The following is an 11,844-nucleotide window of genomic DNA, read 5'->3' on the forward strand; positions in this document are numbered from 1 at the left end:
GGGACTTGGTCGACCACTGTACGCGGGTTGCTGAAGTGGTAAAGTAATTAATAAGAATTTGCTTTGTTTAATCAGATAAGTGAACAGCTGCATAATTAAATGATTAATATGTGAATGCCTGCGGCATGCGTGGCATATAAAAACATGCGGTGTTGGCGCACCTGCAGGCTGCACGGTTATAAAATCACCCGAACTTCCTTGTTTCTGTAAGAAATTTCATTAAATAAACAATTTCAGGGGCGTGAAACATTATCTAACGGTTGCTCGGGGCGGTTGCAGTAATATTTTTTGTGCAAAGTCTACAGATGTAGGATGCTGGTCTCGCAAGGACGCGCCACCATAGGTGTTCAGCTCTGGTGTGCAGTTTGTTGAAATTATCAGCAAATGGTAAACGTGTAATGCATAAGAAAAAGAAAGTAGAAAATCTGAAAAGTAATATTAAGTACTTAATAAAGAGTCGTGGAGAGACGCAGCTGTCTTTGTGCAACTCCAGTGGTTTAACCAGAACAACTATCTATAATATTCTGGAAGGGCGGGTCGTCAATGTACAACAATCCACTATCCGCAAAATCTCCGACTTTTTTGGTGTGTCCTATAAAGAAATAGAGACGGTTGATTTTGAAGAGAGAGAAACAATAGAGAGTAGTATTTCCCTGCAAGGAAATATGAACCCCGCAGCGGTCCCTGTCATTAAAGAGAGTTTGCTGATTCAGAACCTGGATAAAAGAATTGGCGAGTTGTCCACGATCTACCCTCTGACCTATTATTTTGGCCTGGCCTGCAATTTAATAGCTGTGCTGCTAGAAAATGAAATTAGTGGGGTGAATGAGCCAGGAGACTTGTTGATAGTGAAAAAAGGTTTGTCGCTTAGCGATAAAGAAAAGCTGGCGTACGACAAGACAACAAAAAAGTTATTTGTAACCAATGAGTCTTTTTTTGATTCTGATATTATTTGTGTTGTGGGGGAAATAATAGAGGAAAGATTCAATGGTTAATGGTAGTGAGGTTGAAAACAGTAAGTACAAGCTATTAGGGTTTGAGAATAGCAAAAGCCTTGCCGTCATCATGGTCATCTCTACAGGAAGAATTATTAAAGTAAAGCTGAGTGAGCTGTTGAGAAGTGAAATACTGGATAATTTAAGCAAGGCAGAAATAAAGGATGTGTACAGGAAGTTTTATTCTCGTGGAACTGCGGTGACTGCATATGAAATAAATGACCGCCATGAGCGGCCATGGATGGTTTATGTTGTGTTCAATTTGCTGCTGTTTGTGTTGTACGTATTTGCAAATATTGCTGCGACAAAACCTATTTATATAGAGTATTTTGACGTTGTTATTACTTCTGGTGTTTTTCTTTACTCGTTGACGTTTTTAATTGTTGATTTGTTGAATGAATTTTATGGTCTCAGGCTTGCAAGGATGGCCATACTGTTTGTTTTTTCGAGTAATGCTCTCATTATTATTTTGCTGGGCATCTCGACCCATCTCCCCGGGCTGCCAAACTGGAGACTTGATGCACCTTATAATGAGGTTGTTGGTCATATCTGGTCTGTATTAATAGCATCATCTGTTTCTTTTGTTTTTTCTGAGTATGTCAATTCTTATTTGCTGTGTAAGATAAGGGAGCTTACAAGCTCTAGGTTCCTGTTTTTGCGGGTGTTTTTCAGTACTTGTTTTGCGGTGATAATAGATAGCTTCCTATTTTGCTATATTGCTTTTTACGGTGTTATGCAAAGCAGTGATATCCTTAATATGGTTTATCTTCAGATAGCTATAAAGATGTGTTTTGCTGTATTTAACGTTCTTCCTGCTTATGGTGCGAGGTCTTTATTTAAAAGATACATAGCTGGACCCCAAGCTGCATAACGTTAGGGGAAGTTGGCGTGCCGTTAATCGCCAGTTCCCCATGTGGTAGATTGTCTTTTACAATTCCAGTTTAATTTTTAGCCTGCTCATAACCTCTGTCCTGTTCTCCAGGAACTCAGTCAACCCTTTTGCGCGTAGATGGCAAGCATCGCAGTCCCCACACCCACTGCCCTTTATGCCGTTATAGCAAGTCAGTGTGTTGTAACGAATCAAGCCCAGCTGTTGGTGGTAGTCGGCCAGGGCCCAAGTCTCTGCTTTATTCAACCGCATAAGCGGCGTTTCAATGCGCAGTTTATAGTCCATGCCCAATTCGACGGCGTTATTCAATGCTTTAGCAAACTCATCGCCGCAATCAGGGTAGCCAGAGCACTCTGTTTCAGAAATACCTGTGATCACAGTGTTAGCGCGCACTTGATAGGCATAAATAGACGCCAAGGTTAAAAACAGAATGTTCCGGCCGGGCACGAAAGTGTCGGGTACGCCCTCGCCGGAATAATGTGTACGGGGTACTGGGATGCTGTCGCGGGTCAAGCTGCTGATGGCCAATTCGTTCAGCAATGAGGTGTCCAGAACTTTGTGCACGGTCACGCCCAGCTGTCTGGAAAGCTGCTGCGCCACTTCAATTTCCGCGCGATGGCGCTGACCATAGTCAAACGTGATGCAGTGGATTTCATCGTAGAGCGGTAATGCATGGATCAAACAGGTAGTTGAATCTTGTCCGCCACTGAAAACGATCACGGCTTTGTTATGCATTTTTCTGCTCCGGCCTTAATAGAGTCAACACAACGCTTGAAGCAAAAGACCGAGACCCGGTCATTGCTTCCACCTCTTGGGTATCCCGCATGAAGCAGGGGGCAGCATTGACCCTAGTGGGTAGCTAAAGCTCTGGCTGTGGGACGCTTCCGAAATGCCATGCTCCGTTTTCCCTATGCTCCCGGTCTTTGCTTGGGGGCGCAGCCTGCGGACGCTGTCTGGCTCTCGACGAAGCCCACAGCAAGGCGCGCCGGTTCGTGAAAGTTCGGTGGGAGAAGTAATGCCAGTCTGTTAAGGACGCATTGAACGTGGCGCTGGGGGGCCTACGAAAAGTGATAGGTGCGCTGAACTGACTGGCGTCTCAAGCAGAAGTGAGTTCGCGGTTTTTGCTGGTGCGAGTGTAGATGCGGTTTGGCAGCCTGGCCGTTGCTCCCGCAGAAGTGCGGGAGCACGGGTGTCAGGTCAGACGATGCGGCTATTACTGAGCTTTCGACAGGTTCCCGCGCAAGGCCACACCGGCCATCACCGCGCCTGCGTGGCATTCATAGGTCTTGGCATCCTTGCGCTCGTTGCTTTTGTAGAAGCTGGCGATATCGGTCACCGCGTTGGCACCGACTTTTTTCGCCGCTTGATGCAGGGTGATCAGGGCCGACTGCAAGGCCCATTCGCAGGCCACTTCGTCGGACTTGTTGAAGGCGTTGGTTTTCTTGTTGGTCACCGCGTTCGGGCTGATCACGGTTACGTTGCCGGCCGGTTTGGTGCCGGCCAGGTAGAACTTCACGCTACCGTCGATTTTGCCGGTGCTGATGGCTTCAGCCACGACCTTGTCGAACGGCAGAAACAGTTGGGTATCACGGGCCTGGCTGACGCTTGGCAGGGTGCAAAGCAACAGGGTGGCGGCAGCAGCGAGTTTCTTGAAGGGCATGCGGGTCTCCTTGACGACGATAAACAGCGAAAATTATTGGGCCGCCACTGGGGCTGTGGATAACTGTTGGGCAGTCTGTTCAATCTGAGTGTTTTTCAACCGGCCCAGAATCCCGCGGTCCAGCAGGCGCACCCAGCGGATGTAGTTTTTGTGGATCTTGCCGTCCTTGTAATCCAGCTCACGGCTGTCGCGGTAGACGATCTTGTAGTTCGTCGGGGCGTACTCGATGTCGATCTCGGCGTGGTACTTGTTGCGCACGGTAATCTCGGCCTGGATCACGTCCGGGCTGACCCGCTGCACGGTCCACTTGCGCGCGACCAGGGTCTTGAGGATTGCCTGTTTCATTTGCTCCTGATCAACCTGCACGGTCGCCGGGACGATGCGGGTCGGGGAGTACATACGTTTGCTGGTGCACGAAACAGTGGTCAGCAGGACCATGACAATCAGTGTGGCGCGAAGCAGGGAAGACATTCCTTTTCTCCAAAGGGGTTTGAAAGCGCTTATGGCCAGCGGCGGAAAATCAACGAGGTGTTGACGCCGCCAAAGGCAAAGTTGTTGTTCATCACGTACTGGTTGCTTATCTGGCGGAACTCGCCGCGCAGATAGTCCAGTTCACCGCAACGCGGGTCGACTTCGTCGAGGTTGAATGTGTGCACGTACAGGTCGCTGTTCAGCATCTCGATGCTGAACCAGGATTCCAGCGCATCTGGCGCCGAGGGCTGCACTCAGATTTTACTAGGTAATGAATCCCGCAGCATGGCATCTGCCGGAATATCTTTTCAGCGGCTCACGCGAATGCCAGCCGGATCTTGTGCGGTTCTTGGTCTCCATAGTTGAAAGCTCCGGCTCCAAACCACGTACTCAGCAGTCAGTGCTTTAAAGGCTTCGAGTATCGGCTTGTTTACAGCCCAGTTTCCATGGCGATTTTGGTACACATGAACTTCGCCGAACATCAGACGGATCTCCCGTGCGGCGAGAGCCTGCGGCAAACAGTCTTGTTTGTGGTATTCGGCCACCATCCATTGTGCGATGCACATGTCTTCATCTGTCCAAGTCATGGCGTGGATTCCTGCTGAAGCCCCTTGGTTCACAATTGCTGATCGGGATGGAAGAGGTGTTGATCGATAATGCGTTCAACCTGTTGTGGCATCTCGCACGAGAACCACAGGTTAGCTGGGTAAATCACCATGACCGGGCCGTGGTCGCAGCGGTCCAGGCAGCCCGATGCGTTGGCGCGCAATGTTCCCGGTTCCCCCAATTTGGCGATCATGCGTTTTGCGGCGCTGAGCAGTTCGTGAGCGCCTGAGCCCGAGCAACTACGGCGCCCATCGGGGCGCTGGTTGGTGCAAATCAGCACATGGAATTCGTAGGCCAGGGTCGGATTTTCTACGTCATTCATAGGTGGTCACGACCTCTGTTCAAACTTTGTCGGCAGGAACTGCGGCTTTCGATGGTTCCAGATTGAGGGCGAGTACGCTTGTCAGCACAATGCCTGTTCCTACGATGACCATGGCAGAAGGGCGTTCACTCAGAACCAACGAGGCCATCAACATCGCTGTGGGGGGGATCAGGTAAAGCGAAATGGACGCGCGACTCACGTTGCTCTGCGCCAGCACGTATGCCCAAGCGAGATACGCAAGGGCGCTGGGAAAGATGCCCAGAATGAGCACCGCAAGGTTGACCGAAGTTGAGGCATTTTGCACTTCGCCCCAAAGGCCCGGGGCATATACAAGCAGCAGTAACGTGCCCGACCAAATGGTGTAACACACCATTGTCAGCCCGTCGTAACGATGGGCATGGTGTTTTTGCAAGGCGAAATACAGGCTCCATGAAATTGCCGCCAGCAGGATCAGCAGCCCGTGCGCGTCCAGTTCGCCCAAACCACGGTCCCCGGTGACTACCACAGCGGCGCCGAGTAGGCCGCATAGCACACAGGTCCATTGCCAGCCGTTGACCCGATCCTTGAACGCGAAATGCGCCAGTAACGTGCTGAACAGCGGTGTGGATTGTGCCAGTACGCTGGCGGCCCCAGCGCTAACACCTCGTTGACCGTAGTTGAGGGCTATGTGATGCAGGCTGACGGCAAAGAGGCCCAGCACCGCCAGCAGCGGCAGGTCTTTCAGGCGTGGCAGGGAAATTCGCATCACCAACGCAATCGCGGCCATGAACGTTGAGGCGATGAGAAATCGCATCAGCGCGAGATGACCGGGCTCATAAGCCTTTAGCCCGATGTGGATTCCAATGGGGGAATAGGCCCAGCAGATAATTACAAAAATCGCCGCCAAAGCGATTTTTACGCTGGGCCTTGTATTCATTAAATTGTCATCCTGGACGTAACACGTTTTTGCACGCTGGGCATGGCATGGACTATGCCGTTCCAGTACTGCTCGGTGATGGCCAGGAAGCGGTTGAACGAAGTGCTGACTTCCTCTATGTGCTGGTCAGTAGTGCATTCCTGGGTGGCGGCCTTCACTGCCTGAATCTTGTGCTCTTTTTCCGCATCGCCGATGTGGATGTAGAAATACTCGCAGTGTTCATGAAAGTCGTCGTTATTGGCATACAGGTGCTTATAGTTGCGCGCCCCTTCGTACAAACGAGTGAGCATCGAATAGGCCAGCCACTCCTGAGCCAACAACGTACCGAGCACATGGCGCGGATTGTTGTTGTGGCCACCGTCGGTGTAAAGACTCAATTGTTCGCGACTAAACGTGTGGGTACTTTCCAACACAGGCAAAGCCATGAGTTCGTCCATGCTGTATGGCCGATCAGCGAGTCGGCTGAGAAGGTCGATCAGATAACTTTCCAGAAGGGCGAGGTGGGCCTTTTCCGGGTTGCCGTAGCCCATTTCGGAGTACAGGTTTTTGACGATTTCGACTTGAGCGTACAGGTCTTCAGTGCCCACAAATGACAAGGCAACCATACGAGAGGTTTGTGTGGTACGGGCCAGGTAATTTCGAGCAAACACCTCAACGTCGGCTAGAGGGAGTGGGTCAGCCATCCACCGTCGGTAGAACTCGTTATTCAAGGCTTTATGGGTGAGCACGCTTTCGGCGAGGCACTGGATTTTGCGCTGAGATAACTCCATAAGAACTCCTGTTCATCGGGGAAATGAAGGCGCGATAGCGTCCTTGCAGCGTGCGCGGGTTGAAGTATCAAAAACATGCGACATCACTACAAGTGACTTAAACTGATCTGTGCATTCACTCTGGGTGAGCCATGGAATTGTCCCAACTGCGCATGTTCAAGACGGTTTACGACTTCGGCAGCATCGCGCGCGCCGCCGAGTTGTTGCACTGCGTGCCGTCCAATATCACTGCACGCCTCAAGTCTCTGGAGCGGGAACTCGGTACACCGCTGTTTTTCCGTGATGGTCGAGGGTTGCGGATCACTCCTGCTGGGGAGGTATTTCTTGATTACGCAACGAAAATCCTGGGTTTGGCTGATGAAGCCAAGCGCGCGGTAGCGCCCAGCGATACGCCTGGCGGCCCTCTGCGCATTGGCGCTATCGAGTCTAGTGCTACGGGACGACTGCCCAGGCTATTGGCCAAGTACCATGCGCTGTACCCGCAGGTGTCTCTGGAGTTGAGCACCGGCACTTGGGCTCAATTGCTGGACGATACCCAGAATCACCGACTTGATGGAGTGATCGTGGCGGTGGACATTGAACGGCCCGGTCTTAAGCGCACAGTGGTGTACCGGGAAGATTTAATTCTCATCGCGTCCGCGTCCCATGGGCCTTTACGCAAGGCAGCGGATCTGCAAGGTAAGGATATTTTCATGTGGCCATCGGGTTGTCCGTACCGCTTCGCGCTGGAGCAGTGGCTATTGCGTCATGACCAAGTGCTGCCGATCGTCAGCATCGCAAGCTACGGCACCATAGTTGGTTGTGTCAGTGCCGGTGCCGGCGTTTCGCTGGTACCCCGTGGTATCTATGAGCAATACCGCCACAGTGCGGGTTGGCAGGGGTATGAATTCCCGGAGCTGACGAGTATCGACAACCTGTTTTACTGGCATGAAAACTCAGGTCGACACCCAGCTCGGGAAGCGTTTTTGGCGCTACTGCAGACAGAGTTCAAGGGCTCAGCGGCGTTGGAAGGAGGCGCTCGTGCGCCTCAGGTAGAACCAGACTAATTACTGCACTTTCACCAGATTCCCTTCAACGCAACGTGGCCATAATCGTCCAATATCCTTGACCTTGAAGTTTTAAGTTACGGCCAGCGGCGGAAAATCAACGAGGTGTTGACGCCGCCAAAGGCAAAGTTGTTGTTCATCACGTACTGGTTGCTCATCTGGCGGAACTCGCCGCGCAGATAGTCCAGTTCACCGCAACGCGGGTCGACTTCGTCGAGGTTGAAGGTGTGCACGTACAGGTCGCTGTTCAGCATCTCGATGCTGAACCAGGATTCCAGCGCACCGCACGCGCCGAGGGTGTGGCCCAGGAAACTCTTCTGCGAGCTGATGGGCATGCGGCTGCCGAACAGGCTGCTGGTGGCCAGGGTTTCGGCGATATCGCCCTGCTCGGTGGCGGTACCGTGACCGTTCACGTAGCCGATGGCGGAGGCTTCAATGCCCGCGTCTTCAAGCGCCAGCTCCATGGCCCGGCGCATGGTGGCCTGTTCCGGACGGGTGGTGTGCTGGCCGTCGGCGTTGCTGCCGAACCCGACGATTTCGGCATGGATGTGCGCGCCGCGCGCCAGGGCGTGTTCGAGTTCCTCGAGCACCAGCATGCCGCCGCCTTCACCGATCACCAGGCCATCGCGGCCGCTGTCGTAAGGGCGTGGGCTGGTTTGTGGGGCATCGTTCTTCAGGCTGGTGGCGTAGAGCGCGTCGAACACCATGGCTTCGGTCGGGCAGAGTTCTTCGGCGCCGCCTGCGAGCATCAACGGCAGGCGCCCGAACTTGATCGCTTCATAGGCGTAGCCGATGCCCTGGCTGCCACTGGTGCAGGCGCTGGACGTCGGGATCAGCCGCCCGGTGAGGCCAAAGAAAATGCTGATATTGGCCGCAGTGGTGTGGGGCATCATCCGCACATAGGAGTTGGCGTTCAGGCCCTCGGCCACCGAGTTGAGCAGCATGTTGCCGAAGGCTTTGATCTCGTCGGTGCTGCCGGTGGAGGAGCCGCACGCGACGCCCATCCGGCCATCCTTGATCGACTCGTCGCCCAGCAGGCCGGCGTCGGCCAGGGCTTGCTCCGCAGCGGCCACTGCCAGGCGGGAAACCCGGCCCATGCTGCGCAATTGCTTGCGGGTCCAGTGGCTCGGGACCTTGAAGTCATCGATGGGGCCGGCCAGCCGAGTGTTCAGCTCGGTGAAGCGGTCCCATTCGTCCATGCGCCGGATGCCGCTGCGATTGGCCTTGAAGTTGCCCGAGATGGTTTCCCAGTCGCTGCCCAATGAGGTGATGCCGGCCATGCCGGTGACGACGACGCGCTTCATCAGCACAGGCCTCCATTAACGGCCAATACCTGGCGGGTGATATAGGCCGCTTCCGCGGACATCAGGAAATTCACGGCGCCGGCCACCTCTTCAGGGGTGCCCATGCGTTGTGCGGGGATCATTTTCATCAACTCTTGCACCGGCACGTTTTCGTCGAGCATCGCCGTGTCGATCAAGCCCGGTGCGACGCAGTTGACGGTGATCTTGCGTTTGCCCAGCTCGATGGCCAGGGCCTTGGCGGCGCCGATCAGCCCGGCCTTGGAAGCGCTGTAGTTGACCTGCCCACGGTTGCCGATCAGCCCGGACACCGAGGTAATGCAGACGATCCGCCCGGCGGCGCGACGACGAATCATCGGCATCATCACCGGGTGCAGCACGTTGTAGAAGCCGTCCAGGTTGGTGCGCATCACTACGTCCCAATCATCCTCGCTCAGGGCCGGAAAAGCACCGTCGCGGGTCAGGCCAGCGTTGAGCACCACGCCGTAGTAAGCGCCATGGGCGTCGACGTCGGCCTCAAGGATGGCCTTGCAACTGGTGCGGTCCGACACGTCGAATTGCAGGATGCGAGCGCTGCGGCGGCCCAAGGCCTGAACCTCGGCCTGCACGGCCTCGGCGTCGCTGCGGCCACTGCGGCAGTGCAGCACCAGGTCAAACCCGGCCTGGGCCAGACGTAAAGCGATGGCGCGGCCGATACCACGGCTGGAGCCGGTGACCAGTACGGATTCAGTCATGACTGGACTCCTGAGATTCTTGAAGGTAGTGAGCCGCCTGGGGCGGGCAGAACACGTTCAGCCGCGCGGTGGCGTGAATGCCCGGCGCGGTGAGATGGCACTCGAACACGCCCATGCCGTTCTCGTCTTCGAGGGAACGCAGGGCGTGGATCGTCAGTTCGGTGCCCGCGGGGAAGTGTTCCACGTTGCATTCGAATTTTCGGGTACCGAGCAGAAAACCCAGCTCGACGGGATCGCCTTGCAGCCGTGCGCGACAGCCGGCATAGGCGGCCACGCTCTGGGCCATCAGTTCGACGCCGACCCAGGCCGGCAGGCTGCCGTCGGGCCGGTTGAACAGGCCACCGGGCTTGACGGTCAGGCGAGTGTGGATCTGCTCTTCATCGAACGCCAGCACTTGATCGATGAGGATCATGTCGCCGGCGTGGGGCAGCAATTCGGCGAGCGGCCAGTCAATCATGGGGCGTCTCCGATAATCAGGCTGACGTTGTTGCCGCCGAAGGCAAAGGAATTGCTCATCAGGTGGTGCGCCAAGGTGGGTTTGAGGCGGTCAGCGGCCGTGACCCAGCGCAGCGCCGGCAGGTCGGGGTCGGGTTGGCCATCCCAGAGATGCGGTGGCAAGGCCTGCGCGGTGTTCTCGGCGCTCAGGCTCAGCCAGCAAAACGCGGCTTCCAGTGCGCCGGCGGCGCCGAGGGTGTGGCCGCTCATGGGTTTGGTCGAAGAGCACGGCACGCCGTCCGGGAACACGGCGGCCACGGCCAGGCTTTCCATGGCGTCGTTGTGTTGCGTCGCGGTGCCGTGCAGGTTCAGGTAGTCGATCTGCCCGGGCTGCAAGCCGGCGCTGCGCAAGGCTTTGCTCATGGCCTCCCGGGCGCCGCGGCCGGTTGGCTCCGGCGCTGAAATATGGTGCGCATCGCAACTCGCGCCGCTGCCCAGCAGGGCAATCGGTCGAGGGCTGCGGGCGCTGTTGCTCATCAGAAACAGCACCGCGGCTTCGCCGATGTTGATGCCGTCACGGTTGGCCGAAAACGGATTGCAACGCTCGCCGGACACCGCGTCGAGGGCCGAAAAACCATTGAGCGTGAGCTTGCACAGGCTGTCGACGCCGCCGCACAGCACCGCGTCGCACAGGCCCATGTCCAACAACCGTTGGGCGCTCATCAGGGCACGGGCGCTGGAGGTGCAGGCTGTGGAGATGACGTAGGCCGGGCCGCTCAGTTGCAGCCAGTCAGCGAGGAAGTTCGCCGGGGCGCTGAGCTCTTGTTGCTGATAGTCGTAGTCACTGGGGAACTGGTGGTCGCGCAGGTAACGGGCGATACCGCGACTGGCCTCATCGATGCCCGACGTGCTGGTGCCCAACACGATGCCGATGCGACCGCGTCCGTAGGCGTGAATCGCCTGCTCGATGTCGTCCTTGATCTGCAACGCGGCCTCCAGCAGCAACTGGTTGTTGCGGCTGCTTTGCTGGCGCAGTTCGACCGGAATCGGTGCCAGTTCGCCTTGCACTGCGGCCACCGGCAACGAACGCTCCGGCACCCAGCCTGCTTCGGTGCGCATGCCCGAGACGTCACCGGAAAACAGGCTGCGGGCCACCTCGTGTTTGTTGCGGCCCAGGGCGCAAATCACCCCGAGGGCGTTCAGATAAGCGGTCATGGCGCGGTCTCGGCGCTGAGCGGCGTGACGTGGTAGTTGAGCTGCTTGGGCAACTCCATCACGAAGTCCGAGGGCGTCTGGTATCTCACCACCCAGCGTGGTGCAAGGCCACGTATGCCGATGGCGTAACGGGCGCGGGGATAGTTGCGTGGCAATTCGGCTTCCGGGGTCAGCGCGAACAGCAGCGCGGCGAACAATTCACGGGCCTCGGGGTTGGGTGGCAGCAAGCCGTCGGCTTGCCACTGGCCATCAACCAGGCGCTGACGGGCCAGCGGAATCCCCAACGGGTCCATCATCGACCAGCGAATGCCGGCGTCTTCGCGTTGCATCACCAGCAGCCAGTCCTGACGTTGCCCGGCCTGTTCACGCTCGATGTGCAATTGCAGTGGCAGGGGCAAGGTCGGGTTTGCCACAGGCAGCGGCAAACGGCTGGCGCAGGCGCTGAGCATCAGAGTGCAGGCGAGTAGCAAAAATCTCAGGATAT

15 protein-coding genes and 1 pseudogene are annotated in these 11,844 nt (G+C 55.9%); 3 read left to right on the forward strand and 13 right to left on the reverse strand.

The genetic code is table 11. The annotated features are described in order from the left end of the window. Positions 1–398: 398 nt before the first annotated feature. Entirely contained in the window at positions 399–995 is a 597-nt protein-coding gene (locus AC1Z1G_RS02260; RefSeq protein ID WP_483624517.1) for a helix-turn-helix transcriptional regulator, read from the forward strand. Continuing rightward, positions 988–1,866 carry a queuosine precursor transporter gene (locus tag AC1Z1G_RS02265; protein ID WP_483624519.1) on the forward strand — a complete coding sequence of 293 codons (879 nt, stop codon included), beginning with the start codon at positions 988–990 and terminating at the stop codon, positions 1,864–1,866. The genes AC1Z1G_RS02260 and AC1Z1G_RS02265 overlap by 8 nt, the downstream gene beginning before the upstream one ends. 57 nt (positions 1,867–1,923) lie before the next feature. Here the strand turns inward: AC1Z1G_RS02265 and queC are convergent, their stop codons facing one another. From queC to AC1Z1G_RS02305, 8 genes and pseudogenes are all read right to left on the reverse strand, one after another. Beyond that, on the reverse strand, positions 1,924–2,619 hold the full coding sequence (queC, locus tag AC1Z1G_RS02270) for a 7-cyano-7-deazaguanine synthase QueC (RefSeq protein WP_483624520.1): 696 nt from the start codon (positions 2,617–2,619) through the stop codon (positions 1,924–1,926). A gap of 478 nt (positions 2,620–3,097) precedes the next feature. Further along, complete coding sequence (locus AC1Z1G_RS02275) at positions 3,098–3,544, reverse strand: excinuclease (protein WP_483624522.1); 447 nt, start codon at positions 3,542–3,544, stop codon at positions 3,098–3,100. Between the two features lie 33 nt (positions 3,545–3,577). Next, positions 3,578–4,015, reverse strand: a complete 438-nt coding sequence (locus tag AC1Z1G_RS02280) for a hypothetical protein (RefSeq protein WP_483624524.1) — start codon at positions 4,013–4,015, stop codon at positions 3,578–3,580. A gap of 29 nt (positions 4,016–4,044) precedes the next feature. Next, positions 4,045–4,248, reverse strand: a pseudogene (locus tag AC1Z1G_RS02285) (beta-ketoacyl-ACP synthase); the annotation flags it as partial. 75 nt (positions 4,249–4,323) lie between these two features. Further along, a complete protein-coding gene (locus AC1Z1G_RS02290) occupies positions 4,324–4,602 on the reverse strand; it encodes a DUF6953 family protein (protein ID WP_483624526.1) in 279 nt (92 codons plus the stop codon). Positions 4,603–4,631: 29 nt separating this feature from the next. Then, the gene (locus tag AC1Z1G_RS02295; RefSeq protein ID WP_483624527.1) at positions 4,632–4,943 is read right to left on the reverse strand and encodes a (2Fe-2S) ferredoxin domain-containing protein; all 312 of its coding nucleotides are present in this window, start codon (positions 4,941–4,943) and stop codon (positions 4,632–4,634) included. 19 nt (positions 4,944–4,962) lie between these two features. After that, positions 4,963–5,859: a DMT family transporter gene (locus AC1Z1G_RS02300; RefSeq protein ID WP_483624529.1), complete on the reverse strand. Its 897-nt coding sequence runs from the start codon at positions 5,857–5,859 to the stop codon at positions 4,963–4,965. Continuing rightward, on the reverse strand, positions 5,859–6,629 hold the full coding sequence (locus tag AC1Z1G_RS02305) for an iron-containing redox enzyme family protein (protein WP_483624531.1): 771 nt from the start codon (positions 6,627–6,629) through the stop codon (positions 5,859–5,861). The genes AC1Z1G_RS02300 and AC1Z1G_RS02305 overlap by 1 nt, the downstream gene beginning before the upstream one ends. 131 nt (positions 6,630–6,760) lie before the next feature. Between AC1Z1G_RS02305 and AC1Z1G_RS02310 the strand changes: the two genes are divergently transcribed. Continuing rightward, on the forward strand, positions 6,761–7,675 hold the full coding sequence (locus AC1Z1G_RS02310; protein WP_483624533.1) for a LysR family transcriptional regulator: 915 nt from the start codon (positions 6,761–6,763) through the stop codon (positions 7,673–7,675). 77 nt (positions 7,676–7,752) lie between these two features. On the opposite strand, the gene AC1Z1G_RS02315 is transcribed toward AC1Z1G_RS02310, so the two are convergent. From AC1Z1G_RS02315 to AC1Z1G_RS02335, 5 genes are read right to left on the reverse strand one after another with little or no spacing between them, the layout of a single operon-like run. Then, positions 7,753–8,979 carry a beta-ketoacyl-ACP synthase gene (locus AC1Z1G_RS02315; protein WP_483624535.1) on the reverse strand — a complete coding sequence of 409 codons (1,227 nt, stop codon included), beginning with the start codon at positions 8,977–8,979 and terminating at the stop codon, positions 7,753–7,755. Continuing rightward, a complete protein-coding gene (gene fabG, locus AC1Z1G_RS02320; protein ID WP_483624536.1) occupies positions 8,979–9,710 on the reverse strand; it encodes a 3-oxoacyl-ACP reductase FabG in 732 nt (243 codons plus the stop codon). Before fabG ends, AC1Z1G_RS02315 begins: the two co-directional genes overlap by 1 nt. Then, the gene (locus AC1Z1G_RS02325) at positions 9,703–10,167 is read right to left on the reverse strand and encodes a hotdog family protein (protein WP_347903458.1); all 465 of its coding nucleotides are present in this window, start codon (positions 10,165–10,167) and stop codon (positions 9,703–9,705) included. Before AC1Z1G_RS02325 ends, fabG begins: the two co-directional genes overlap by 8 nt. Further along, complete coding sequence (locus tag AC1Z1G_RS02330) at positions 10,164–11,360, reverse strand: beta-ketoacyl-[acyl-carrier-protein] synthase family protein (RefSeq protein WP_483624538.1); 1,197 nt, start codon at positions 11,358–11,360, stop codon at positions 10,164–10,166. The genes AC1Z1G_RS02325 and AC1Z1G_RS02330 overlap by 4 nt, the downstream gene beginning before the upstream one ends. Next, positions 11,357–11,842 carry a hypothetical protein gene (locus AC1Z1G_RS02335; protein WP_483627735.1) on the reverse strand — a complete coding sequence of 162 codons (486 nt, stop codon included), beginning with the start codon at positions 11,840–11,842 and terminating at the stop codon, positions 11,357–11,359. The genes AC1Z1G_RS02330 and AC1Z1G_RS02335 overlap by 4 nt, the downstream gene beginning before the upstream one ends. Positions 11,843–11,844 lie beyond the last annotated feature (2 nt).

Source organism: Pseudomonas sp. JL27(2026) (assembly GCF_056933555.1).